Annotated in this window: 20 protein-coding genes and 1 tRNA gene; 19 read left to right on the plus strand and 2 right to left on the minus strand. The window is 46.9% G+C overall.

Features of this window, described 5'->3' with window-relative positions:
- Window positions 1-53: 53 nt before the first annotated feature.
- The 4 genes from nuoC to LP107_RS05020 all read left to right on the plus strand — a co-directional run bounded on the left by nuoC (window position 54) and on the right by LP107_RS05020 (window position 3,859).
- Window positions 54-1,802: an NADH-quinone oxidoreductase subunit C/D gene (gene nuoC, locus LP107_RS05005; RefSeq protein ID WP_112742426.1), complete on the plus strand. Its 1,749-nt coding sequence runs from the start codon at window positions 54-56 to the stop codon at window positions 1,800-1,802.
- 81 nt (window positions 1,803-1,883) lie between these two features.
- Window positions 1,884-2,210 (plus strand): hypothetical protein, encoded by a 327-nt coding sequence (locus LP107_RS05010; RefSeq protein WP_264675898.1) that lies wholly within the window; start codon window positions 1,884-1,886, stop codon window positions 2,208-2,210.
- Between the two features lie 108 nt (window positions 2,211-2,318).
- Window positions 2,319-2,534: a hypothetical protein gene (locus tag LP107_RS05015; protein WP_264675897.1), complete on the plus strand. Its 216-nt coding sequence runs from the start codon at window positions 2,319-2,321 to the stop codon at window positions 2,532-2,534.
- Between the two features lie 29 nt (window positions 2,535-2,563).
- Window positions 2,564-3,859, plus strand: coding sequence for a S41 family peptidase (locus tag LP107_RS05020; protein WP_264675896.1), 1,296 nt, complete (start codon window positions 2,564-2,566; stop codon window positions 3,857-3,859).
- A gap of 45 nt (window positions 3,860-3,904) precedes the next feature.
- Here LP107_RS05020 and LP107_RS05025 read toward each other — a convergent pair whose 3' ends face one another.
- The gene (locus LP107_RS05025) at window positions 3,905-4,507 is read right to left on the minus strand and encodes a helix-turn-helix domain-containing protein (RefSeq protein ID WP_264675895.1); all 603 of its coding nucleotides are present in this window, start codon (window positions 4,505-4,507) and stop codon (window positions 3,905-3,907) included.
- Window positions 4,508-4,677: 170 nt separating this feature from the next.
- Here LP107_RS05025 and nuoE point away from each other — a divergent pair, with 170 nt between their 5' ends.
- The 11 genes from nuoE (at window position 4,678) to LP107_RS05080 (ending at window position 18,352) form a co-directional block, all read left to right on the plus strand.
- Window positions 4,678-5,187, plus strand: a complete 510-nt coding sequence (nuoE, locus tag LP107_RS05030; RefSeq protein WP_078273087.1) for an NADH-quinone oxidoreductase subunit NuoE — start codon at window positions 4,678-4,680, stop codon at window positions 5,185-5,187.
- Window positions 5,184-6,602 carry an NADH-quinone oxidoreductase subunit NuoF gene (nuoF, locus tag LP107_RS05035; RefSeq protein WP_078273086.1) on the plus strand — a complete coding sequence of 473 codons (1,419 nt, stop codon included), beginning with the start codon at window positions 5,184-5,186 and terminating at the stop codon, window positions 6,600-6,602. Before nuoE ends, nuoF begins: the two co-directional genes overlap by 4 nt.
- A 1-nt stretch (window position 6,603) precedes the next feature.
- Window positions 6,604-9,720, plus strand: a complete 3,117-nt coding sequence (gene nuoG, locus LP107_RS05040; protein WP_078273085.1) for an NADH-quinone oxidoreductase subunit NuoG — start codon at window positions 6,604-6,606, stop codon at window positions 9,718-9,720.
- The gene (nuoH, locus tag LP107_RS05045) at window positions 9,721-10,749 is read left to right on the plus strand and encodes an NADH-quinone oxidoreductase subunit NuoH (protein ID WP_078273084.1); all 1,029 of its coding nucleotides are present in this window, start codon (window positions 9,721-9,723) and stop codon (window positions 10,747-10,749) included.
- On the plus strand, window positions 10,750-11,298 hold the full coding sequence (nuoI, locus tag LP107_RS05050; RefSeq protein ID WP_078273083.1) for an NADH-quinone oxidoreductase subunit NuoI: 549 nt from the start codon (window positions 10,750-10,752) through the stop codon (window positions 11,296-11,298).
- Window positions 11,295-11,921, plus strand: a complete 627-nt coding sequence (gene nuoJ / locus LP107_RS05055) for an NADH-quinone oxidoreductase subunit J (protein WP_078273082.1) — start codon at window positions 11,295-11,297, stop codon at window positions 11,919-11,921. Before nuoI ends, nuoJ begins: the two co-directional genes overlap by 4 nt.
- Window positions 11,918-12,268 carry an NADH-quinone oxidoreductase subunit NuoK gene (nuoK, locus tag LP107_RS05060; RefSeq protein ID WP_078273081.1) on the plus strand — a complete coding sequence of 117 codons (351 nt, stop codon included), beginning with the start codon at window positions 11,918-11,920 and terminating at the stop codon, window positions 12,266-12,268. The genes nuoJ and nuoK overlap by 4 nt, the downstream gene beginning before the upstream one ends.
- 6 nt (window positions 12,269-12,274) lie before the next feature.
- A complete protein-coding gene (gene nuoL, locus LP107_RS05065) occupies window positions 12,275-14,131 on the plus strand; it encodes an NADH-quinone oxidoreductase subunit L (RefSeq protein ID WP_078273080.1) in 1,857 nt (618 codons plus the stop codon).
- Window position 14,132: 1 nt separating this feature from the next.
- Complete coding sequence (gene nuoM, locus LP107_RS05070) at window positions 14,133-15,809, plus strand: NADH-quinone oxidoreductase subunit M (RefSeq protein WP_078273079.1); 1,677 nt, start codon at window positions 14,133-14,135, stop codon at window positions 15,807-15,809.
- Complete coding sequence (locus tag LP107_RS05075; protein WP_078273078.1) at window positions 15,809-17,323, plus strand: NADH-quinone oxidoreductase subunit N; 1,515 nt, start codon at window positions 15,809-15,811, stop codon at window positions 17,321-17,323. The genes nuoM and LP107_RS05075 overlap by 1 nt, the downstream gene beginning before the upstream one ends.
- Window positions 17,324-17,551: 228 nt before the next feature.
- Window positions 17,552-18,352 carry a ferredoxin--NADP reductase gene (locus LP107_RS05080; RefSeq protein ID WP_078273077.1) on the plus strand — a complete coding sequence of 267 codons (801 nt, stop codon included), beginning with the start codon at window positions 17,552-17,554 and terminating at the stop codon, window positions 18,350-18,352.
- A gap of 70 nt (window positions 18,353-18,422) precedes the next feature.
- On the opposite strand, the gene LP107_RS05085 is transcribed toward LP107_RS05080, so the two are convergent.
- Window positions 18,423-19,907 carry an alanine/glycine:cation symporter family protein gene (locus tag LP107_RS05085; RefSeq protein WP_078273157.1) on the minus strand — a complete coding sequence of 495 codons (1,485 nt, stop codon included), beginning with the start codon at window positions 19,905-19,907 and terminating at the stop codon, window positions 18,423-18,425.
- 206 nt (window positions 19,908-20,113) lie between these two features.
- On the opposite strand from LP107_RS05085, the gene LP107_RS05090 reads away from it, so the two are divergent.
- The 4 genes from LP107_RS05090 to LP107_RS05105 all read left to right on the plus strand — a co-directional run bounded on the left by LP107_RS05090 (window position 20,114) and on the right by LP107_RS05105 (window position 24,538).
- Window positions 20,114-20,728, plus strand: coding sequence for a nicotinamidase (locus LP107_RS05090; RefSeq protein ID WP_078273076.1), 615 nt, complete (start codon window positions 20,114-20,116; stop codon window positions 20,726-20,728).
- A gap of 95 nt (window positions 20,729-20,823) precedes the next feature.
- A tRNA-Leu gene (locus tag LP107_RS05095) sits at window positions 20,824-20,908 on the plus strand.
- Window positions 20,909-21,360: 452 nt separating this feature from the next.
- Window positions 21,361-22,761, plus strand: coding sequence for a 30S ribosomal protein S12 methylthiotransferase RimO (rimO, locus tag LP107_RS05100; protein ID WP_264676337.1), 1,401 nt, complete (start codon window positions 21,361-21,363; stop codon window positions 22,759-22,761).
- A gap of 142 nt (window positions 22,762-22,903) precedes the next feature.
- Window positions 22,904-24,538 (plus strand): CTP synthase, encoded by a 1,635-nt coding sequence (locus LP107_RS05105; RefSeq protein ID WP_078273156.1) that lies wholly within the window; start codon window positions 22,904-22,906, stop codon window positions 24,536-24,538.
- Window positions 24,539-24,578: the final 40 nt, after the last annotated feature.

Here is a 24,578-nt window from a genome sequence, read left to right on the forward strand (position 1 = left end):
ACCAAATTAAATTAAGTTAAACAAATTAACAAACACAAACAAAAGTTGGTATTATGAGCATTCACCACATTCACGATTTTGAGATTTTAACCGAATTAAACTCTAAGTTTACAGGACTGACCGTCCAAGAGACCGCTGACGGCATTCCGACTGTGTGGGTGGATAAAGCCCAAGTGCTTGATTTATTGCTGTATTTGCGAACACTGCCCAAGCCTTTTGTGATGCTGGTGGATTTATCCTGTATTGACGAGCGTTTGCGTAAGCACCGCTATGGACAGCCTGCGTCTGATTTTACCGTGTTTTACCATTTGATGAGTTTGGAGCGAAACTCGGACATTCGCATTAAAGTCGCTTTGCGTGAGGGCGAGCGTATTCCGTCCGCCACACAAATTTACCCCAACGCCAACTGGTATGAGCGTGAAGTGTGGGATATGTTTGGCGTGGTGTTTGACGACCATCCGCACCTGACACGGATTTTATTGCCAAAATATTGGGAAGGACACCCACTGCGTAAAGAATATCACGCCCGTGCGACCGAGTTTACGCCGTATTTTTTGAACACCGCCAAACAGCAATTTGAACAAGAAAATCTACGATTCGTCCCCGAAGAATGGGGAATGAAACGCTCAGGGCGGGACGAAGATTTTATGTTTTTGAACATCGGTCCAAACCACCCGTCCGCACACGGGGCGTTTCGCTTGGTGTTACAGCTTGACGGTGAGGAGATTGTGGATTGTATTCCTGACATCGGCTATCATCATAGAGGTGCGGAGAAAATGGCAGAACGCCAAACGTGGCATTCGTTCATTCCTTATACCGACCGAATTGACTATCTGGGCGGTGTGATGAATGAGTTGCCGTATATCATGGCGGTTGAGAAATTGGCTGGCATTACCACCCCTGACCGTGCCAACGTCATTCGCATTATGATGAGTGAGTTTTTTAGGATTACCAATAACTTGCTCTATTGGGGGACGTTTATCCAAGACGCTGGCGGTATGACCCCTGTGTTTTATATGTTTGCCGACCGCCAAAAGGCGTATGATGTCATTGAAGCGGTAACAGGCTATCGTATGCATCCTGCGTGGTTTAGAATTGGCGGTACGGCTCTCGATTTGCCAAATGGTTGGGAGCGACTGGTGCGTGAGTTTTTGGATTGGATGCCAAAACGCCTTGATGAATACTATAAGGCAACGATGACCAACACCGTGCTAAAAGGACGTACGCAAAATGTCGCCCAATACAACGCCAAACAAGCCCTAGCGTGGGGTATAACAGGGGCGGGACTTCGTGCCACGGGCATTGATTTTGATTTGCGTAAGGCTCGTCCGTATCTAGGCTATGAGAATTTTGATTTTGAAATTCCTGTGTTTTATAACGGTGATGCCTATGACCGCTGCTTGGTAAAAATTGAAGAGATTCGCCAATCACTGCGTATCATTGAGCAATGCCTAAATAATATGCCAAGCGGAGCGTATAAAGCCGAACACCCGCTTGCCGTGCCGCCGCCAAAAGACCGTACCTTACAAGACATTGAAACGCTCATCAACCACTTTGTGTCGGTGTCGTGGGGGCCTGTCATGCCACAAGGGGAGAGTGCCTGTATGGTAGAAGGCGTAAAAGGGCTAAACAGCTATTATGTAACGTCCGACAACTCAACGATGAGCTACCGCACTCGTATCCGTACCCCAACCTTTGCCCACTTGCAACAAATGCCGTCTGTGATTAACGGCTCTTTGGTATCAGATGCGATTATTTATTTGGCAAGTATTGATATTGTGATGGCGGATTGTGATAGGTGATAGTTAATGGTGTGTGATTTTTATGATTATGCACCACTAAAAACCTAAGGGAGTTTATGGGTAGATTTTTGATCAATTTGATTGGCGGTATTGGCTTTTTGGTTTTTTGCTATTGTGTATTTATATGAAAATGGAGGGCTTAGCAAAACAGTATTTGGCTTGATTTTATTTGTTATTATTGGTGTTGTTGGTTTGATGTCTGTACTTGCCAATAAAGCTATCTCAAATAACACCAAGACCCATTTACAAGGCAATCAAACAGCTCTAAAAATCAGTATTTTTGCCGCTTGTATTATGGTAAGTGGCTTATTGTATCAAGTAAGCGGTATGTGGCATTATTTAATCATCGTTTTATTTTGTGTCGTTGCTATTATCTTTGTGATTGCTAAACATCAAAAATCAAAATAAAAATCATGTATTTACAAAAATAAAATTAAAAAATCAATTCTTTAAAAATCAATTCAATGATTTATTAATATCAATATTGATTAATATTAATAAAAATTCAAAGACATTTTGTTTTTTGCAGTCGCTGATGATAAGCTTATCTCAGCAATGATATTAACTTTGACTTGGGTGGTATTGGATTATGGCTTATTGTTATTATACGCTTATTTGTTTGCCAAAATTGCCAATGATAATTTTATCAAAATAAGTATGACACTATCGGCGGTGGTGTTATTATTGTTTGCCTGTTTTGGGGTAATAAGTTCACTGCGTGATTTATTATAAACCAGTATTTTATATTAAACGGTTAAAAAATGAAAAAAACCATTGTCTTACCCCTAATCATTGCATTATTGGCACTCACCGCTTGGGTATTTTATGACCCAGCCCCCAAACCCAATCCCAAGCCTTTTGATGTACAAAAAGCAGAAGATTTTGACTATGTGTTTGATTTAATCAAGCAAGAATACCCCTTATTGCAAGCCCAAAAAAACGCCACAGGCTATGATTTTGTTGCTGATTATGCCAAGCACAAAGCCCATATTATGCAGGCAAAAAATCCCACCGAGTTTTTCTTTTTGTTAAACGATGTGCTTGCCAAATTGGACAACGAACACACCCATATGATGACCAAAGCCGATGTGCAATACGCCATTGGCATTTATAGTCAAAGCAATCATGATGATTATCGCTGGCAGATTTATACCCATTTGACTCGTGATAAACGCTTGCAACAAGCCTATGCCACCGAAATTGGTATGACGCCCGCCCAAGAAGAACAAGCACGCCGTGAAAAAATCGCCAAAATTGATGCCCAAATTGCTGTGCCTGCCAATGTGCAGATGTTTGATGTTGTGCCCAATCAGGTGGGCTATTTGTCGGTGCGTGAGCTGACCCATGTAAGCCTACTGGATACGGACGAACGCCACGCTGTGATGCGTTATTTGCAAAAAATCAAGCATTACCCTGCTTTGATTGTGGATATTCGCACCAACACAGGGGGCGACACCCGCTATTGGACGCAGTTTTTGTTGCCTGCCATTACAGCTCGCCCCTTATCGCTTGATTTGTATAGCTTTTTTAAAAAAGGCACGCAAATGGACGCTTACAAAGCCACTCGCCCCACGATGACCGACATTGACCGCACGCAGGTGGCAAAGGCGTTGCCTGTGTCGGCAGATTTGGCACGGATTTTGGATACATTTGCCTATCAAGAAGTTCAGCCTTTGCGTGTGGATATGGACCCAAACGGCATTGGGTTTGGCGGTAAAATTTATCTATTGGTGGACAACGATGTGTACAGTTCGGCAGAAACTTTGGCGATTTTTGCAAAATACACACAGTTTGCCACTTTGGTGGGGACGCCCACTCGTGGCGATGGCGTAGGCACTGACCCCATGATTACGATTTTGCCCAACACCCATTTTGCTGTCCGCTATGCCAAACAGCTTGGGCTTGCCCCAGACGGCACGATAAATGCCATTGTCGGCACACAGCCTGATATACTGGTGGCAAATCCACCAAACTTTACGCTCCCCACCGATGTCAATGTCGCCAAAAACGACCCTGTGATACAGCATGCGGTGCAGTTGGCATTATCATCGCATTAGTGGCGTATCATTTGTCTGTTTTAAATGGCTTTTGTTATTTTGATGTTATTGCATTGATATTGGCGTTAGGCGATAAGTGCTTGGAGATATGCCATAATGTGCTTTAAATGCACGATTAAAATTGGTTTGTGAGCCAAACCCTGTCTCAATGGCAATTTGGGTAATCAATTCTGACAGCCTAGGGTGCTGATATGCCTTTGATACACCACCTAATTTTTCATTAGGCAAAGCATGCAACATATATACTAGTATTGATTGGGCTAAATTATCCACCAAAAACGCATTGCCAATTTGATTGGGGTTTTGAGCTTCATTACTAATTAACTTTACCAACGGATGCAGTGTTTGTTCATTTAAGGTTACAATAAAAAAATCTGGCAGATTTGCCAATAAGCTACTGTGTTTGTCGGTATAAAAATTTAAGCACAGCATTGTGCAATCGGTCTGGCTGCCAACTTGATTGACCAAAAATGCCCCTGACATACTTTGGATAGCACAAGTGGCATCAATCAAGCGATGTGTGTCAGCATTGGCATTTTGTATGCAGTGGGCTATCCCACAAAACAAGGCAATATCCCCCGCCCTTAAAATGTGAGTTGTGTTTTTGCAGCAAGTTTTACCGCCCCTTTGGGCAAAAGGATATGGCACGGTGGACGGTAGAAAAATAAGAACAATTCTTACTAAATACTTACACAAAATTTTGCACGGTAACTTTGTGTAAAATTTGAACGCAACACTGTGTAAGTTTATGTTACAATACATGAATTTAGCTAGCAGATGTAGCCAGCTTCGCAAGCTGTTCATAAAAAAGGTCTTTTATGAAAATAGTAACCGACAAAACCCCCAAAGTAGACATTCACGCCATTTTAACGCCCCAAGAAATTGACGGCATTCATCATCACATTCATCACTACCCACAACCGAGGGCGGCGGTGCTTGATGCCCTAAAACTCGTCCAAAAGCGTAACGGCTGGGTGGACGATGCCCAAGTCCACGCCATAGCCCATATGCTGTCCATGCCTGTGGCGGACGTGGAGGGCGTGGCGACATTTTTTAACCGCATTTATCGGATGCCAGTCGGTCGCCATGTGATTTTGATTTGTGATTCTATCGCTTGCTATCTGAACGGCTATGAGGCATTGGCGGACGCTTTTAAGTGTGAGCTTGGCATTGATTATGGGCAAACCACAAAAGACGGTCGTTTTACCCTGCTTCCCATTTGCTGTCTTGGCAACTGCGATAAGGGGGCGAGCGTGCTGATTGATGAGGATACTTATGGACCTGTGTTGCCGTCTGAGGTCAGTCTATTGTTGGAGCAATACGCATGAATAAACCAAATGTCGCCGAGCAAATCAATGCTCGTAAAAACGGACTTGCCCCAAGCCAACTAAATCGCCAAAAAACGCCAATCTGGGGCGTAGGACTGGCGGACGGTCAAGCACCGACGTCGCTTACGCACCCTTTGACATGGCGACTGTATCATCATGATGCAGTGCTGACATTGGCAGATTATGAAGCCTTGGACGGCTTTAAAGGGCTAAAAAATGCCCTTGCCAAAACGCCCAAAGAAGTCGGCGAAATGATTAAAACCGCCAATGTGCGTGGGCGGGGCGGTGCTGGTTTTAACGCAGGGCTAAAATGGACGTTTATGACTCCGCCTGACGGTGGCGTGCGGTATTTGATTTGCAATGCCGATGAAATGGAACCTGGTACGTTTAAAGACCGTCTGCTTATGGAGCGGATTCCGTTTCAGCTTATTGAGGGTATGCTCATTACCGCTTATGCCATTGGGGCGAGCGTGGGCTATATCTTTATTCGTGGCGAATATGTCCTAGCCGCCGAACGATTACAAAACGCCATTAACGAATGTATCGCCAATAACTTGCTAGGCGAGGGTATTTTGGGGGCGGAGTTTAACTTTGAATTGCATGTTCACACAGGGGCAGGGCGGTACATCTGTGGCGAGGAGACGGCTCTTATCAACTGTTTGGAGGGTCGCCGTGCCAACCCACGCACCAAACCGCCATTTCCCCAAGTATCAGGGGCGTGGGGTCGTCCAACGGTGGTCAATAACGTTGAAACCTTAAACAACATGCCTGCCATTTTGTTAAATGGGGTGGAGTGGTATTTATCCTTGCCAAACACCAAAGGCAAATCTACTACCCCTGGCACTAAGATTATGGGGTGTAGCGGTCGTGTCAAGGACGCAGGGCTGTGGGAAGTGCCATTTGGCTATACCGCTCGTGAGCTGATTGATCTTGCTGGCGGTATGCAGGACGGCTTAACCTTAAAGGCGTGGCTACCTGGCGGAGCGAGTACCGACTTTTTGACGGCAAGCGATGAGCACCTTGACCTTGTCATGGATTTTGACCCGATTATGAAGGCAGGTTCACGCCTTGGGACGTGTCTTATGATGGTCGTGGATGAAACGCAAGACATGGTAAGCCTATCTAGAAACTTACAACAGTTTTTTCAAAGAGAATCATGCGGTTGGTGTACCCCTTGCCGTGATGGCTTGCCGTGGGGCGTAAAAATCCTTGATGCGATGGAAAACGGACAAGGGCAAGCGGACGACATTGACAAATTGTCCGAGCTGACACGAGATTTATGGCTTGGCAAGACCTTTTGTGCTCATGCCCCAGGGGCGATGGAGCCACTCATGAGTGCGTTACGCTATTTCCGTCATGAATTTGAGGCAAAAGTGGGCAAATCAGAGCCACAAGACAACAAGGTAGGGGCATAACATGGCAATCCTTCATATAGACGGTAAAACCTATGACGTGGACGGCTCGGACAACCTATTGCAGGCGTGTCTGTCGCTTGGCATTGACGTGCCGTATTTCTGTTATCATCCTGCCTTGGGTTCGGTGGGGTCGTGCCGTCAATGTGCGGTCAAGCAGTACATGAGCGAGGAGGATTATCAGGCAGGACGTGGCAAGTTGGTCATGAGCTGTATGATTGCCCCTACGCCAAAAAGCGATACTTGGATTTCGGTGGACGATGCCGAGGCAAAGGCATTTCGCAAAAGCATTGTGGAATACTTGATGACCAACCACCCCCACGATTGCCCAACTTGTGAGGAGGGTGGTCATTGCCATTTGCAAGACATGACCTACATGAGCGGACATAGAAAACGCCGTTACCGCTTTACCAAACGCACGCACCACAACCAAGACTTAGGAGCGTTTATCAATCATGAAATGAACCGCTGTATCGCTTGCTATCGCTGTGTGCGGTTTTATAAGGATTACGCAGGTGGCACGGATTTTGGGGTGTATGCGTCAAATAACCGTGTCTATTTTGGGCGTGAAGAGAGCGGACAGTTACAGAGTGAATTTAGTGGTAACTTGACCGAAGTTTGTCCGACTGGCGTATTTACCGACAAAACGCACTCAGACCGCTACAACCGCAAATGGGATATGCAATACGCCCCAAGCATTTGCCACGGTTGTTCAAGCGGTTGTAACATCTCGGCAGGCGAGCGTTATGGCGAGCTTAGACGTATTGAAAACCGCTATAACCATGACGTAAACGGCTATTTTTTGTGCGACCGTGGGCGTTTTGGCTATGGCTATGTCAATCGTAGCGATCGCCCAACCCAGCCTGTGCAAAATGTAAACGGACAATTTGTCAAAACCAGTGCAAGCCTTGCGGTCGATAGCGTGGCGGAGTTATTAAAAGGCAAAAACGTCATCGGCATTGGTTCGGCTCGGGCAAGTTTGGAGAGTAATTTTGCCCTAAAAAAACTGGTCGGAAGCGATTATTACAGCACAGGCGAGCGAGCGGTTGTCAAAGACGTGGTGGGTTTGGGCGTGGCGCTGTTACGCCACAAAGATGTGCATAATGTGTCTTTGGCAGAGATTGAGACGGCAGATAGCGTGCTTGTGCTGGGTGAGGATTTGACCCAAACGGCAAGCCGTGTCGCCCTGTCGGTGCGTCAAGCGTCCAAAAACAAGGCCCGCCAAATGGCAACCGCCCTAAAAACCGAGCATTGGCTTGCCGAGCCTGTCAAGCGTATCGGGCAAGAGGCGTACAGTCCCATTTATGTGGCGAGCGTGGTGGATACCAAGCTGTCCGACATCGCCAAAGTGTCTGCCGTTGCCACGCCAAACGACATCGCCAAACTGGGCTTTATGGTGGGCGACATCATCAAGGGCTATGCCGATACGCTAGATGAGATTGGCAAAAGCGAGAACGCCATTTTTGCCAAAGAACAAGAGCCAAATCTTGTGATAGATGAGAACATGGCAATGGAGTTCTTGGCTCATCATATCGCTTATGATTTGATTATGGCGAACCGTCCACTTGTTATCACAGGCACCAGCTTGTCATCAAAAGCAATCGTACAAGCGACAGGCTATATTGCCCAAACCTTGACCGCCAAACGTGCCAAAATCGCCCATGTGGAGCGTGAATTTGTGGAAGTGCAAAACGCCAAAATCCGTGATGAAGTGGCTCGTCAATTCATTGACCCTGATAAAGATGCCAAAACGGACGGCACACACACCACAGAGCGAGACCCCAATGAGTTTGAAAAAGAACTGTCATCCCGTTTATTAAAAATAAATACTCTATATGCCGACAAAACAGGCGTGTACGTTGCCATGCCAGAGGCGAACAGCGTGGGCGTAAACTTGCTTGGCGGACAGGCGATAGAGGAGATTTTGGCAAAAGAATTTGAGGCGGTAGTGGTGCTAGAACATGACTTAGCTAATCTTGCCCCAAGCCAATTTGACAAATTGACCGAAAAAACGCTCATCGTCCTAGATCACCAGTCTTATGACTGGCACACTAAAGCCGATATGGTGCTATCAAGTGCGTCATTTGCAGAAAGCGACGGCACGCTGGTGTCTGCCGAAGGGCGAGCAGGACGGTTTTTTGCCAGTTTTGACAAAAAATACTATGAGCCAAACAGCGAGCTAAAAGACAGTTGGCGTTGGCTACACGCTGTCGCTAATGCCTTGATTGGCACCAGTTTGACAAATAGCAATAATGAGCCAACATGGTATCATCTTGATGATGTCATTGATGAGCTTATCACCGATTATCCATACCTTGCCCAAATCAAAGACGTTGCCCCTGAGTCGGATTATCGCATTACAGGGCTAAAAGTCGCCCGTGAGCCACGCCGTTATTCGGGGCGGACGGTGTTACGCTCGCCCATTTCTATCCACGAACCCATGCAACCTAAGGACTTAGACAGTGGTTTGACGTTCTCCATGGAAGGCTATGTGGGCGATAAGACTGACCCAAGCCTTATCCCATTTGCGTGGAGTGCAGGATGGAACTCACCCCAAGCATGGAACAAGCTCCAAGACAAAGTGGGCGGACGGCTAAAAGGCGGAGATGTCGGCATTCGTCTGTTTGATGACTTGCCAAAAGTTGAGACGGTATTTGACAAAGCCGAGCTTGACAGCATGATAAGCACGAGCATTTTTGACGGTCGTGCGGTGGTTGTGCCTGTGCATAATCTATTTGCAAGCTCACGCATGGCAAGCCGTAGCCCTGTGGTGGCAAGTCAAATCAAGCCTGCCACATGGACAATCAGCGATGATGATGCCAAGCGCTGGATTATCAAGGCAGGCGATAAGCTAACCCTTGCCCAGCATGGGATAGAGATTACCCTGCCTGTGGACGTGGCGGACTATGTGGCGGACGGCTGTATCGGCTATCCTGACGGGCTTGTGCCGTTTATGGTCGGTGTGCCGACAACCGTCAAAAAGGCGGAAGCCGACACGCCTGTCTATGTGCCTGAATATCAAAAAAGCGTGGCAAATCTCGCTAATATCAAGCGTGAAAATATCTTTACGCCAAAAGCTGGGTTTAATAACGCACCGTTAGCAATGCAAGTGGGGGCATAAATGAGTATTCGTGTGATTCCTGATGTGCCGTCGTGGCTTGGCGGTTTGTCGTTTGAGTGGTGGTCGCTTATTTTTATGACCGCCCAGACCTTGATTATCTTTTTGGGGCTAGTCATCACGGCAGCACTCATGATTGTCTATGAGCGGCGCATGCTTGCCCTGTGGCAAGACCGCTATGGTCCAAATAGGGTCGGTTGGCAAGGCTCGCTACAACTGGTGGCGGACATGCTAAAAATCTTTTTTAAAGAAGACTGGACACCCAATTTTGCCGACAAACGCCTGTTTACGCTCGCCCCTGCCATTGCCATGTTTACCGCTTTGGCAAGTTTTGCCATTATTCCGCTATCGCCCACGCTTGGGGCGGCGGATTGGAACATTGGCATTTTGTTCTTTTTTGCCATGGCAGGGCTTGCTGTGTATGCCGTTATGTTTGGCGGTTGGGCAAGTGCCAATAAGTTCTCGCTGCTTGGCGGTTTACGTTCGGCGGCTCAGACGATTAGCTATGAGGTTTTTTTGGGCTTGTCGCTAATGGGCGTGGTGGCGATGGCAGGCTCGTTTAATTTGCGTGAGATTGTAGAAGCTCAAACAACCGTCTGGAACGTCATTCCGCAGTTTTTGGGCTTTTTGACCTTTGTGGTGGCAGGCGTGGCGGTTACGCACAGACACCCCTTTGACCAACCAGAAGCCGAGCAAGAGCTTGCCGAGGGTTATCATGTGGAATACTCAGGCATGAAATTTGGTATGTTTTTTATTGGTGAATATGTCAATGTCGTGGTGATTAGTGCCTTGATGACCTGCTTGTTTTTTGGGGGCTGGCTTGCTCCTTTTAACCTAGATCTACCCTTTGTTCCGCCTGTGTTTTGGTTTTTGATTAAGACCTTGTTTTTTATGACCTTATTTGTGTTGGCTCGTGGCTCGCTCATGCGTCCACGCTATGACCAAGTGATGAATTTTGGTTGGAAAGTGTGTTTGCCTGTAACCTTGCTAAACCTTTTGATGACTGCTTTTGTGATTTTGATGGTGAATTAAATGTTTGCAACTTTAAAAAATACGGCGGTAGGCATTTTTACCATTGTACGCTCTATGTGGATGGTAAATTCTCATGCCTTGCGTCCACGAGACACGATTTTGTACCCCGAACAGCCTGTACCTGTACCGCCCCGTTTTCGTGGGCGAATTGTACTAACAAGAGACCCTGACGGCGATGAACGCTGTGTGGCCTGTAACCTATGTGCGGTGGCGTGTCCTGTGGGCTGTATTAGCCTACAAAAGGCGGAGCGTGAAGACGGTCGATGGTATCCTGAATTTTTTCGTATCAATTTTAGCCGTTGCGTGTTTTGTGGTATGTGCGAAGAAGCCTGTCCGACCACCGCCATTCAGCTAACCCCTGATTTTGAATTGGGCGAATACAACCGCCAAAATCTTGTCTATGAAAAAGAGCATTTGCTGATTAGTGGCGTGGGCAAATACCCAGAATATAACTATTATCGAGTAACAGGCGTGGCAACAGACGATAAGCCCAAAGGGTCGCACGAGCGTGAAGCAGAGCCTGTCAATGTACGGAGTTTGTTGCCATGATTGATGTGTTAAAGGCGTTTTTGGCAAATGGCGATGCGGTAGGCTTTTATGCCTTGTCGCTGGTGGCGATTTGGGCAAGCCTAAGGGTGGTTACGCACGCCAATCCCGTCCATGCCATTTTATCCATGATAGTGAGCCTGCTGGCGGTGGCGGGGATTTTCTTTATCATCGGAGCTCCATTTGCAGGCGTGCTTGAAATGATTGTCTATGCTGGGGCGATTTTGGTCTTATTTGTGTTTGTCATTATGATGTTAAACTTAGGCACGGATACGACAGAAGAAAAGACGTGGCTGACTGCCAATGCGTGGGCAACCCCGTTTTGTATGACGCTCATCATCGGTGGCGTGCTTGTTGGGTTTTTGACCGCAGGGGATAGCACTATGTTACAAGATAACACCATTGGTGTAAAGGACGTGGGCATCAGCCTATTTACCCAATATGTCTTGCTTGTGGAAGTGGCAGGATTTCTATTGCTTGGGGCGTTGGTGGCGGCGTATCATTTGGGTAAAAAAGCCCTAGATGATGAAAACGTGAGTCATTATCAAGATGACCCAAACAATGATGCACCAAACCGCCAGCCTGATGCACCTGTATTTAGCCAACAACAAGGGGGTAAATCATGAGTTCTTTACAAACGGCAACCCAAACGGCAGAGCTTGCCAGTCTTGGCGTGCCTGCTCATCATGCCTTGATTGTCTCGGCGATACTCTTTGTCATTGGCTTGGTTGGGGTCATGGCAAGACGAAATGTGCTGTTTATGCTTATGAGTTTAGAGATTATGATGAACTCCGCTGCCCTTGCCTTTGTGGTGGGGGGTAATATGTGGGGCAAGGCAGACGGGCAGATTATGTTTATTTTTGTCTTGACGCTGGCGGCAGCCGAAGCAGCGATAGGGCTTGCCATACTGTTGCAGTTTTATCATCGGTTTAGAAGCCTTGATGTCAATCATGCCAGTGAATTAAAGGGGTAGGGCGGTATGAATTTGTTAGCATTGACCTTTATTTTCCCCTTGATTGGCTTTTTGATATTAGCCACAGGGCGAAATAGAATTTCAGAAAAACTTGCCACGATAATCGGCGTGGGAGTCATGGGTTTGTCCGCCTTGACCACGGCAGTTGTGGGCATAGATTATCTGGCAAACAGCAGTGATAAGACGGTATTTACGACACTGTGGACGTGGTTTTCGGTGGGCGGTTTTGCCCCAAAATTTGGCTTGGCGTTGGACGGTTTGTCCTTGACCATGACCGCCATCATCACAGGCGTGGGCTTTTTGATTCATCTGTTTGCCAGTTGGTATATGAAAGGCGAGACAGGATATGCCCGTTTTTTTAGTTATCTAAATCTATTTGTGGCAAGTATGTTATTGCTTGTACAAGCGGATAACTTACTCCTACTCTATCTGGGTTGGGAAGGCGTGGGTATCTGCTCATACCTACTTATCGGTTTTTATTATCACAACCGAGCCAATGGACGGGCCGCTATCAAGGCATTTACCGTAACCCGTGTTGGCGATGTGTTTTTGGCGATTGGGCTGTTTTTGTTGTTTGTGGTGTTTGGTACGCTTGACATGACCGCCATCAATGCCAAAGCCGACACCATGTTCGCTGTCAATGATCCCATGCTTATGCTTATCGTGGCAATGCTTATCGGTGGGGCGTTTGGTAAATCGGCTCAAATTCCACTGCACACTTGGCTTGCCGATGCGATGGCGGGTCCTACGCCTGTTTCGGCTCTGATTCACGCGGCTACCATGGTAACGGCAGGGGTATATCTGATTGCCCGTATGCACCCGTTGTTTGTGCTGACCCCTCAGATGCTTTTGTATTGGGTGGGGGGTATTGGTGCGTTGTCTATGCTCGTGGCAGGATTTTGTGCGTTGGCACAGACCGACATTAAGCGTGTGCTTGCTTACTCTACCATGAGTCAGCTTGGATATATGTTCATCGCTTTGGGCGTTGGGGCGTGGCAAGTGGCGATTTTTCACTTGATGACGCACGCATTTTTTAAAGCCTTGCTATTCCTAGCCAGTGGAGCGGTGATTATCTCAACTCATCATGAGCAAAATATCTTTAAGATGGGTGGTCTGCGTAAAAAAATCCCCCTTGTGTTTTGGTCGTTTGTCGTTGGTGGTGGGGCGTTGGTTGCCTTGCCTTTTGTAACGGTTGGCTTTTATTCAAAAGAAGCGATTTTGTGGGAAACTTATGCCACAGGACACATGAGTCTGTTTTGGGCAGGCGTGTTTGGGGCGTTTTTGACGGCTGTTTATACTTTTCGTTTGATTTATCTTGTGTTCTTTGGACAAGAAAAAACGCATGGCGAGAAGTTGTCTGGTGTCAGCTATGCCTTGCCTTTGGTGGTGCTACTGGTGCTATCGACAGGGATTGGGGCGTGGATTCATCCGCCTTTGGCAAATGTCTTGCCAGCGAGCGTGGGTAGTACCCTTACAGACGGCAAGCACACCGCCGAGATTATCGCTGTGGGCGTAACCGCACTTGGCTTGGCGTTGGCGTACTTTTTGTATGTGCTTGACAAGGGTAAGATTTTGACAAAATGGACAAATTCTGCCTTTGGTGGGGCGTGTACTTATTGGTGCTATCACGGACTGGGTTTTGACGCTCTTTATGCCCTTGTGTTTGTCAAGCCGTTTTTGGCAATTTGCAAATTCTTAAAGGGCGACCCTGTGGACAAACTTTGGAATATCTTGCCTTTTGGGGTCAAACTTGGCAACAAGCTGTTGGTAAAAACCCAAACAGGGCGATTAGGCTCTCATGCGGTGAGCTTTGGCGTGGGGCTTGCTGTGGTACTAATCTTGGCAATGATGATGGTGGTATAAGATGATAGAGCAAACATGGCTTTTGCCAAGTCTAATTGCAATCCCGTTGATTGCAGGATTTTTGTGTTGGTTATTTGAAAAAAAGGACGCAAGACTGCCCAGATGGGTGGCACTTATTGGCATGACATTGACCTTTGTGCTGTCGCTCGTGCTGTATGCCAAGGGCGACTTTGGGGTGCTAAATGCCAGCACCGATGGCAGTCTGCCTTGGGTGGCAACCTTTGAAGTGCCTTGGATACCTGCCTTTGGTATCAAATTTTCCTTGGCAATGGACGGCTTGTCTTTGCTGATGATTGTCTTGACGGCATTTTTGGGTATTATGGCGGTGGGCTGTTCGTGGGGCGAGATTAAGCACCGTGTGGGATTTTTTCATCTAAACCTGTTGTGGTCGTTGGGCGGTGTCATCGGTGTCTTTTTGGCGATTGATTTGTTTTTGTTTTTCTTTTTTTGGGAAATGATGCTCCTGCCCATCTACTTTTTGATTGCTCTATGGGGGCATGATGTGCGTGATAAAGATGGCAATATCATCAAGCCAAAATCGGCTGCCGCCACGAAGTTTTTTATTTATACCCAAGCGTCTGGTCTTATCATGTTCATTGGTATCAGTATGCTTGTGCTTATCAATTTTGCCCAAAAAGGCGTGCTAAGTTTTCATTATGAAGACCTGCTTGGCACGTATCTTGGCAAATATGAATACCTGATTATGCTGTGCTTTTTTGTGGGCTTTGCGGTCAAATTGCCTGTTTTCCCATTGCACGGCTGGCTACCTGATGTCCACGCCCAAGCCCCAACCGCAGGTTCGGTGGATTTGGCAGGGATTTTGATTAAGACGGCGGCGTTTGGTTTGCTTCGCTTTGTCATTCCGCTTTTTCCAAATGCGTCTGCTGAGTTTACTCCCATTGCCATCACGCTTGGCATGATTGGGGTGTTTTATGGGGCGTTTTTGGCGTTTGCCCAGACCGACATCAAACGACTGCTCGCCTATACGTCTGTGTCGCACATGGGCTTTGTCGTGCTTGCCATCTATGCTGGCACGCTGGTGTCGTTGCAGGGCTTGATGGTGCAAATGCTCGCTCACGGTTTATCGAGTGCGGCACTCTTTATTGTGGCAGGGCAAGTGTACGAACGCTTGCACACTCGTGATATGACGGTCATGGGTGGTATGTGGGGTCAGTTTCGCTATCTTGCTCCGTTTATGATGTTCTTTTGTGCCGCCCTTTTGGGTATCCCTGGTACGGGCAACTTCATTGGCGAGATTTTGATTTTGATGGGGTCGTTCAAGGCACATCCTGTCATCAGCGTGCTATTGACCGTGAGTTTTGTGTGGGCGGGGCTTTATGCACTTATTTTGATTCATAAGGCGTTGTTTGGCGACAACACCACGCCCTATTTGCACGCCTTATATAAGGGAAAAGACGACACCGCCAAGCCTTTGCGTGATTTGGGTGGGCGAGAGCTGTCTTTGCTTGGTGTGTTGGCGGTGGGGCTTGTTTGGCTTGGGCTGTATCCACAACCTGTCCTACACAAATCCGAGCAAGCGATGAGCTATATCAGCACCAAAATGCCTGATAGGTATTCGGATGTGGATACCGCCATTACAGGGTTAAAAGGCAATCAAAAGCCCATCTCGCCAGAAATCGTGCCACAAGTCATTGAAATTAACCAAGGGGGCAACTAATGAACGTGTCTATTGAGTTTTCGTCTTTGCTCCCGTTGCTCCCTGCCATGATATTGGGCGTGGCGGTGCTTGTGGTGATGCTTGCCATCACCATCAAACGCTCGCACAGTCTGATTGTTGGCTTAACTGCCCTTGGGCTAAATGGGGCGTTGGTGGTGCTACTGTTGCAGTTTTTTGAAAAATTGCCCACTCATATCAATCGCGGCGATGTCATGGGGCTGTTTTTGGTGGACGGCTTTGCCTTGTTCAATAGCCTTGTTGTTGTCGTGTCGGCGTTGGCGTGCGTTACGTTGTCTTATCGCTACTTTCAAAGTTTTAATAACAACAAAGAAGAGCTGTATCTGCTACTTTTGACAAGTACGCTTGGGGCGGTACTGATGACATCGGCTCATCATTTTGCTTCTTTCTTTGTGTCATTGGAGCTTTTGTCTGTGCCTATGTATGGTATGCTAAGTTTTGCTTACCTAAAACAAAAGTCCTTAGAATCAGGGCTAAAATACCTTATCCTATCGGCAACCGCTTCGGCAACGCTTCTGATGGGTATGGCGTTTATTTTTGGGGCGACAGGCGAGCTTGGCTTTGTCCGTCTCGGGCAGAGTCTCATGGCAGGGTTTGGATTGTCGCCTTTGTTTATGGTGGGGGCGGTGATGATGGTGGCAGCAGTTGCTTTTAAGCTGTCCTTGGCACCGTTTCATTCATGGGCGGGCGATATTTATCAAGGCTCTCCTGCTCCTGTTACGGCATTTTTGGCGAGCGTGGGCAAGGTGGCGGTTGTCGCCCTTGTCGTGCGTTTTTTGCTGACAAGTGCCACTCCTGCCATCTCGTCTGTTGATGTGGTACTGGTTGCCCTTGTGTTGGTGTCTATTGTGGCAGGGAACTTGCTTGCCCTAACCCAAACTAACCTAAAACGCCTGCTTGCGTTTTCGTCTGTGGCACACATGGGCTATGTGCTGATTCCGCTTATCGCCACAGGGACAACGGCAGATGCTGACAGCGTGATTAGTATGTATATGCTCATCTATGCCTTGTCGTCTGTTGGGGCATTTGGGGTGATTGTGCTGATGACGGGGGCGTATGGCGAGACCAACCGCAACACGGCAACCCAAGAAGTAGAAGACGAAGCGGATAGTATGGCAGTCTACCAAGGACTGTTTTGGCGAAGACCTGTCTTGACGGCAGTTTTGACGGTGATGATTTTGTCCATGGCGGGTATTCCGTTTACCGCAGGATTTATTACCAAAATGCAGGTGCTGTTCGCTGCCACTCAAGGCGGACGCTTTGGGCTTGCCTTTATGGTGATTGTGGGCAGTGCCATCGGACTTTATTATTATCTTAAAGTCCTGCTTATCATGTTCAAACGCCCAATGACCATCGTGCCTTTTGATGTGCCAAGTAATTGGCGGGTCAAAGCAGGCGGGCTTGTGCTGATTCTTATCACGGTGTTTATTTTTGTGATGGGGATTTTGCCAAATACGCTGTTTAAGTGGGCAAGTATGGCAATTTTAAGTCTATGAGATAAAAAACAAGCACTCAATTTGGGCGCTTGTTTTTTTGTGGCGATGGTTTACAATAGCATGGATAAATTTATACTTGTTTAACTTCAAAATGCACCATCGTAAGGTCTGGCTCTGCACGCCCTGCCAGTCCCCAATGGGCGTGTGCAACACGCCCCTACAAAAATTTTTTTAGAATGTAGAATTGGTGCAGATTGGGGTTGATTTACGATAAAATAGAGAAAAATCATGTCCGACCAAAAAGCCACCCCCCTAACCGTACTCTCCAAAACCCCCATTACTCCCACGCTGTTTAGCTTTACCACCACCCGCCCAGATGGATTTCGTTTTCTTGCAGGGCAGTTTGTACGGCTCGGGGTCAATCCCAGCGAATTAAAACACACCCAAAACGCCCCCGATGAACGCATTTTTCGGGCTTATTCGGTAGCGTCAAGCCCCTATGATGAGCAGTTGGAGTTTTTCTCGGTGGTTGTGCCTGACGGGGCGTTTACCAGTCAATTACAGCATTTGACGGTGGGCGATACGCTCTATCTTAACCCCGAGCCGTTTGGCTTTTTGACCCTTGCTCGCTACCAAGAGCCTGCCCCAAAGGATTTGTGGCTACTGGCAACAGGCACGGGACTTGCTCCATTTTTATCCATGCTTGGCGATTTGACCACTTGGCAAAATTACAGCGACATTGTACTGGTGTACAGTGCCAGAACGCAAGCAGAACTTGCCTATCTTGATAAAATTCATGAATTAAATCAGCAGTTTAGCGAACTGACCGACAACCCAGCTAAACTCCATTTTGTGCCGATTATCACTCGTGAAAAAGTGGAAAACTGCCTAAATGCTCGCATTCCTGCTTTGATAGACAGTGGCGAACTTGAAAACTTTGTCGGTCTAAACTTAAATCCTGCCACTTCCCATGTCATGCTCTGTGGCAATCCGCAGATGGTGGACGACACCAAAGAAAGTTTAAAAAACAAAGGTTTAACGATGAACCGCAGGGGCGTGGGTAATATTGCGGTGGAGAATTATTGGTAATATTTGACGGATAAAATAAAACAGGGCAGGTGGTATCCATACCCTGTTTTTTGGTTTGTCTAGAAAATTATCAATCCTTCCACGCTGTTCTGTCCGCTTCATTTTTTAGTTTGGGGAACAGGTTGGGGTCGAAACTGATGTCTTTTAGGGCAACACCTGCTTTGATTTGACGCTCATAGTCCTTTAGGACACGCAGTGCCACAGGCGATAGCCACACAATGGCGATAAGGTTGATGACCGCCATGATACCCATCGTCAAGTCAGCAAAGTTCCAAACCGCTTTTAGGTCAGCAATAGACCCCACAAAGACCATGACAAGCAGGGCGATGCGTAGCCCCATCATGGCAGACTTGGCGTTTTTTTGACCAGACAAAAATTCAATGTTGCTCTCGCCATAGCTATAATTGGCAATGATAGACGTAAAAGAAAAAAAGAAAATCGCCACCGCCACAAACACCACACCAAATTGCCCCACATATTGCGACAGGGCAAGTTGGGTAAGCTGAATGCCTGTCTGCTCAGAGTTTGGGTCTACCACACCCGACAAAATCACAATGGCGGCCGTTGCCGTACAGATGACAATGGTGTCTATAAACACCCCAAGCATTTGCATAAAGCCTTGTACAGCAGGGTGATTGGGGTAAGATTGGGCAGTTGCGGCAGCGTTGGGAGCAGAACCCATGCCCGCTTCGTTTGAGAACAGACCACGCTTGATGCCGTTAATCATCGCTGTCGCGACAGTATAGCCAAGCACCCCGCCTGCGGCTTGTTCAAGTCCAAAGGCGGACTTAAAGATAGTGGCAATGGCGGCAGGGAACTGCGTGATGTTGGTAAGGATAATAAACAGTGCAAGCAAAATGTACAAAATCGCCATAATCGGCACAATCTTACCTGCCACTTTGGCAACCGAACGCATACCACCAAAAACCACAGGAGCAACCAAAATCACCAAAAACACCCCCGTTGCCCAAGGCGGAATGTTGAAGGCTTGTAGGCTTGCTTGGGCAATGGTATTGGCTTGTACGCCATTAAAGGCAAGGCCAAAGGCAATCAGTAGACACACCGAAAAGATAATGGCAAGCCAGCGTTGTCCAAGACCTGCTTGGATATAATACGCAGGACCACCACGAAAGACGTTGTCGGTGTGGGGGACTTTGTAGGCTTGGGCGAGAGCGGACTCAATAAAGCTTGTCGCCATACCCAAAATTGCCGTAACCCACATCCAAAACACCGCTCCAGCACCGCCCAAATAAATGGCGATAGCAACCCCAGCAAGGTTGCCCGTGCCGACCCGTGCCGCCAGCGATGTCATCAAGGCTTCGTACGAGCTGATACCGCCCGAGCGACCGCCCTGCCCCGACACCCTAAGCAGTTTCCACAGATGTCCAAAATAGCGAAACTGAGCAAAGCGAGTGGCTATGGTAAAATAAATACCCCCACCCACCAACAAAAACACAATAAGACCATACCAAGGATTGCCCGCTATCAACCAATCGCCATTGCCCCAAATCAGGCTTACGCCCCAATTGATGAGACTGTTAAACCACTCAATCATAACCGCTCCATTGTAGTTCACAAAAAAAGCAAGGCTTGACCTTGCTTTGGTAAATGCGGTATTATAAAAAAATTTGTCCATTATTACAAGTTCTTATGATGGCATTTTAGTTTCTTCTTATCAAAGCATTCATGTTAAAAATTAGACTTGCTTTATGATGTAATGTGATGCAAACCATCAAACAAATTAAAGAATAAGGAGTATTTATGAAAACCCTATTGGTTGTGGACGTACAAAACGGTTTTGTCGGTGGCAATCTGGCGGTGGCAAACAGCCATACGATTATCCCTATGATTAACCGCTTGATTGCTCATTTTGATACCGTGATTTTGACCCAAGATTATCACCCTGCCGACCACATTTCATTTTACCAAAATCATGACGGCAAAGCCCCGTTTGACACGATAGAGCTACCCTATGGTACGCAGGTTCTATGGAATGCTCACTGTGTACAAGGCACATCGGACGCTTTTTTTCATGCTGATTTGCAAGCTGATAAAGCCGAACTCATCATTCGCAAAGGCTATCATCGCCACATAGACAGCTATTCGGCATTTATGGAAGCCGACAGGGCGACCAAAACAGGGCTGGCGGGCTATCTTCATGAGCGGGGCATAGACAGCGTGTATGTGGTGGGCATTGCGACCGATTTTTGTGTGGCGTGGACAGCGATAGATGCCGTAGCGTTTGGGTTTGATTGCACGGTCATCACGGACGCCACTGCCCCGATAGACATTAACGGCTCGCTGGATAAGGCAATGGCGGACATGACGGACGTTGGGGTGAAATTTATCAATTCAAAAGATATTTTAAATCAATGACTTATAAACTTTTTAAAATTTTTAGCAAAAAATACTTGCCAAATTTTAAAAGTCGTATATAATACGCCACATCAAGACGAAAGTTGATGAAATCTGGGGTCGTGGCGAAATTGGTAGACGCACTGGATTTAGGTTCCAGCGGGGCGACCTGTGAGAGTTCGAGTCTCTCCGACCCCACCATATTAAAAACCTGCTGTTAAGGCGGGTTTTTTGCTATGTAAATTTTGAAATTTTAAAATAGGGTACATGGCAATTTGTCTGTATATGATTGATTTTATATTATATTTTATAAAGAATTTTAAAATTGCCACAAATTTATGATGTGTGGGTGTAGGGACTGGCTTTGCACGTCCAATGAACATCACATCATCAAGGGCGTGTTCAACACGCCCCTACAAACCCTGTGGTAAATATTAAGTCCATTAGGTGTATATGATAAAGGTAAAATCATTTGCCCAAAATTCATCCCTACCTAAACCCAACCCCAATCAGCCAAGTTTATCCTTAGCCAAAATACCATGACTGTTCAAACCTTTAATCCTAAAAATCAAAATCCCAATCCTAGCGAAGTTGGCTATCATCATAAAGCCAACCACAATCAAAACCGCACCCTAGAAGAGTCGGCAAGTCTGATGCAGATTGCTAAGCCTAGTGGCGGTTTATCCAGTGAGATTGTCAAAACGCCCAAAGTGGGGTTTGTCTCCTTAGGTTGCCCCAAGGCACTGGTGGACAGTGAGCGGATTATTACCGAGCTGACTCGTGAGGGCTACCAAGTCGCTAAAGATTATGACGGGGCGGATTTGGTGGTGGTAAACACCTGCGGATTTATCGAATCTGCCGTCCAAGAAAGCCTTGATGCCATTGGCGAGGCGATTACCAAAAACGGCAAAGTCATCGTAACAGGCTGTTTGGGTAAAGATGCCGAACGCATTCGCACCATGCACCCTGCCGTACTGGCAGTAACGGGGGCTCATGCCTATGATGAAGTGGTCAAAGCGGTAACGCACCATGTGCCAAAACCTGCCAAATCCAAGACTTATGACCCCAAAATAGACCTTATCAATGACGCAGGCGTGAAGCTGACCCCTGCCCATTATGCGTATGTCAAAATCAGTGAAGGCTGTAATCATCGCTGTACTTTTTGTATTATTCCGTCCTTGCGTGGCGACTTGGTGTCTCGCACCATTGACAGCGTGATGAATGAAGCTGTTGCCCTAAAAAAAGCAGGGGTCAAAGAGCTACTTATCATCAGCCAAGACACGTCCGCTTATGGCGTGGATTTAAAATATAAAATGGCGTTTTGGCAAGGCGAACCGATAAAGACCAAGTTTTTTGATATGTGCCAAGCCTTAGCAAGGCTTGGCATTTGGGTGCGTTTGCATTATGTGTACCCTTATCCGCACGTGGATAATGTGGTACAAATCATGGCGGACAGCATGAAAGCCAGTGGTGGTAAGGGTGGGCTTTTGCCATATCTTGACATTCCCTTTCAGCACGCAAGCCCCAGTGTATTAAAGGCGATGAAACGCCCTGCCATGAGCGAAAATACCTTGGATCGGCTTGCCAAATGGCGGGAGATTTGCCCCGAGATTGTCATTCGTTCTACCTTTGTGGTGGGTTTTCCAGGGGAGACCGAAGAAGATTTTGAGTACTTGCTTGACTGGTTAAAACAAGCACGCCTCGACCGTGTGGGCTGTTTTACTTATTCAGAGATTGACGGGGCGGTGGCGAATGATTTGCCAAACCCTGTGCCAGAGTCTGTTAAGCAAGAGCGTTACGAGCGGTTTATGGCGGTCGCCCAACAAATCAGCGAAGAAAAATTGCAAGAAAAAGTCGGGCAAACGTTGGTGGTCTTGGTCGATGAAATTGATACAGAAGAAAATATCGCCATTTGCCGTAGCTATGCCGATGCCCCCGAGATTGACGGTCATGTCTATGTGGATAATATTGATGAGACGGTAAAAGTTGGCGAATTTTTAACCGTTACCATTGATGAAGCCAGCGAATATGATTTGTTTGCCAGTTTTAAGTAATGCTCTAAAAAGACTTGAACCTATCAAGTCTTTTTTTTGTTTTGGGTATTTTTCACAAAAATTTTGGGATTTTGCCTTTGCCCCCTATATTTTTTTGTCAATTTTTAGTAAAATTCGCTTTTACCAATAAACGATGATTGACATGACTAAATTTATTTTTGTAACAGGTGGCGTGGTTTCCTCACTCGGTAAGGGTATTGCGGCTGCCTCTTTGGCAAGCGTGTTAGAAGCCCGTGGTCTTAAAGTTACCATGACCAAAATGGACCCTTATATCAATGTGGACCCTGGTACGATGAGTCCGTTTGAGCATGGTGAAGTGTTCGTTACCGAAGACGGGGCAGAGACTGACCTTGATTTGGGCTATTATGAGCGTTTTTTAAGACATTCTAAAATGTCTCGTGCAAATAACTTCACATCGGGGCGTATTTATCAAACGGTGCTTGCCAAAGAACGCCGTGGCGACTATCTTGGCAAAACCGTGCAAGTCGTTCCGCACATCACAGACGAGATTCAAAGCCGTATTCTAGCGTCAGGCGAGGGTTATGACGTTGCCATGATTGAGATTGGTGGCACGGTGGGTGATATTGAGAGCTTGCCCTTTATGGAAGCGGTGCGACAACTTATGGTAAAACTTGGGCGTGAAAATACCATGCTCATGCACTTGACTCTACTGCCTTATATCTCTTCCGCCAGCGAACTTAAAACCAAGCCCACTCAGCATTCTGTCAAAGAGCTACTGTCCATTGGTATTCAGCCTGATATTTTGGTGTGCCGTACCGAGCATGACGTGGACGATGACACCAAGCGTAAGATTGCGATGTTCACCAACGTCTCCGAGCGTGCGGTGGCGGTGTGCAAGGATGCTCGCAGTATTTATGAGATTCCACGCACTTTTTATGAGCAAAATTTGGACGATTTGGTGTGTGAGCGTTTTGGCTTTAATCAGCCCGAAGCCGATTTGTCCGATTGGGATAAAGTCATTGACGGACTGTTTAACGCCCAAGGCGAGATTGTCGTGGCAATGGTTGGTAAATATGTAGAGTTGCCCGATGCTTATAAATCGGTCAATGAAGCCCTATTGCACGCAGGCATTCACAACAAAATCCGTGTAAAAATCCACTACATTGATGCTGAAAAACTAGAAACCCAAGATGCCCTTATGGACGAGCTAAAAGCCTGCCATGCTATCTTAGTACCGGGGGGATTTGGCGAGCGTGGCACCCAAGGCAAGATGAAAGCAATCCGCTATGCTCGTGAAAATGACGTGCCATTTTTAGGCATTTGCTTGGGTATGCAGTTAGCCGTCATTGAATTTGCTCGCAATGTGCTTGGGCTTGAAGCCAACTCTACCGAGTTTGACCGCAAAACCGCCAATCCGATTATTGGTCTGATTACCGAATGGTTTGATGAAAAAGGCGAGTTACAAATTCGCTCAGATGACAGCGATTTGGGTGGTACGATGCGACTGGGCAAACAAGAAGCTCATCTGGTGGCGGACTCTCGCCTTGCCAAGATTTATGGGGCAGGCACCATTTTTGAGCGTCATCGTCATCGCTATGAGATGAACAACCGCTACATTGAACCGCTTGAAGCACAAGGGCTAAAAATCTCGGGCTACTCTGCCAAACAAAATCTTGTAGAGACAGTGGAGCTTGACAATCACCCGTTCTTTGTGGCGGTGCAATATCATCCAGAGTTTACAAGCTCGCCCCGTGGCGGACACCCACTCTTTAATGCCTTTATCCATTCGGCAGTTGCATTGCAAAATGGCAAATAAAGCATTACAATAAAATAAAAGGGGCGGTTTTCGCCCTGTT

The sequence above is a fragment of the Moraxella bovis genome, from assembly GCF_025985205.1.
Taxonomy (GTDB): Bacteria; Pseudomonadota; Gammaproteobacteria; order Pseudomonadales; family Moraxellaceae; genus Moraxella; species Moraxella bovis.

Coding starts and splice junctions, on each gene's coding strand:
- nuoC (WP_112742426.1), top strand. CDS start 54: ATGAGCATTCACCACATTCACGATTTTGAGATTTTAACCGAATTAAAC.
- nuoG (WP_078273085.1), top strand. CDS start 6,604: ATGGCAATCCTTCATATAGACGGTAAAACCTATGACGTGGACGGCTCG.
- nuoJ (WP_078273082.1), top strand. CDS start 11,295: ATGATTGATGTGTTAAAGGCGTTTTTGGCAAATGGCGATGCGGTAGGC.
- rimO (WP_264676337.1), top strand. CDS start 21,361: ATGCAGATTGCTAAGCCTAGTGGCGGTTTATCCAGTGAGATTGTCAAA.
- nuoF (WP_078273086.1), top strand. CDS start 5,184: ATGAATAAACCAAATGTCGCCGAGCAAATCAATGCTCGTAAAAACGGA.
- LP107_RS05080 (WP_078273077.1), top strand. CDS start 17,552: ATGTCCGACCAAAAAGCCACCCCCCTAACCGTACTCTCCAAAACCCCC.
- LP107_RS05075 (WP_078273078.1), top strand. CDS start 15,809: ATGAACGTGTCTATTGAGTTTTCGTCTTTGCTCCCGTTGCTCCCTGCC.
- nuoM (WP_078273079.1), top strand. CDS start 14,133: ATGATAGAGCAAACATGGCTTTTGCCAAGTCTAATTGCAATCCCGTTG.
- LP107_RS05085 (WP_078273157.1), bottom strand. CDS start 19,907: ATGATTGAGTGGTTTAACAGTCTCATCAATTGGGGCGTAAGCCTGATT.
- LP107_RS05105 (WP_078273156.1), top strand. CDS start 22,904: ATGACTAAATTTATTTTTGTAACAGGTGGCGTGGTTTCCTCACTCGGT.
- nuoI (WP_078273083.1), top strand. CDS start 10,750: ATGTTTGCAACTTTAAAAAATACGGCGGTAGGCATTTTTACCATTGTA.
- nuoH (WP_078273084.1), top strand. CDS start 9,721: ATGAGTATTCGTGTGATTCCTGATGTGCCGTCGTGGCTTGGCGGTTTG.
- nuoL (WP_078273080.1), top strand. CDS start 12,275: ATGAATTTGTTAGCATTGACCTTTATTTTCCCCTTGATTGGCTTTTTG.
- LP107_RS05020 (WP_264675896.1), top strand. CDS start 2,564: ATGAAAAAAACCATTGTCTTACCCCTAATCATTGCATTATTGGCACTC.
- LP107_RS05090 (WP_078273076.1), top strand. CDS start 20,114: ATGAAAACCCTATTGGTTGTGGACGTACAAAACGGTTTTGTCGGTGGC.
- nuoK (WP_078273081.1), top strand. CDS start 11,918: ATGAGTTCTTTACAAACGGCAACCCAAACGGCAGAGCTTGCCAGTCTT.
- nuoE (WP_078273087.1), top strand. CDS start 4,678: ATGAAAATAGTAACCGACAAAACCCCCAAAGTAGACATTCACGCCATT.